This is a genomic window from Micromonospora sp. LOL_025 (assembly GCF_048060285.1).
In the GTDB taxonomy this organism is placed as follows: domain Bacteria; phylum Actinomycetota; class Actinomycetes; order Mycobacteriales; family Micromonosporaceae; genus Micromonospora.
On record NZ_JBHMIR010000129.1, the window covers coordinates 1 to 449 of the forward strand.

The 449-nt window shown below is 74.8% G+C and carries 1 protein-coding gene; it reads right to left on the reverse strand.

Annotation, left to right across the window (positions count from 1 at the left end; all coding sequences use genetic code 11):
* Window positions 1–449: beta-ketoacyl synthase N-terminal-like domain-containing protein (locus ACFHW0_RS31795; protein ID WP_416613321.1), on the reverse strand; the 449-nt coding region annotated here is incomplete at both ends.

Here is a 449-nt window from a genome sequence, read left to right on the forward strand (position 1 = left end):
AGCAGGGCCTGCGCCTCGATCGGGTCGCCCAGCGTCGTGCCCGTGCCGTGCGCCTCGACCACGTCCACGTCCGCCGTCGACAACCGTGCCGACGCCAGTGCCTGCCGGATCACCCGCTGCTGCGACGGGCCGTTCGGTGCCGTCAGGCCGTTGGAGGCGCCGTCCTGGTTGACCGCGCTCCCCCGCACGATCGCGAGGACCTCGTGGCCGTTGCGCCGGGCGTCCGACAGCCGCTCCACGAGCAGCACGCCCACGCCCTCGCCCCAACCGGTGCCGTCCGCGCCCGCCGCGAACGCCTTGCACCGGCCGTCGGCGGCCAGGCCCCGCTGCCGGGAGAACTCCACGAACAACCCGGGCGTCGACATCACGGTCACGCCACCGGCGAGGGCGAGGTCGCACTCGCCGCGCCGCAGCGACTGCACCGCCAGGTGCAACGCCACCAACGACGA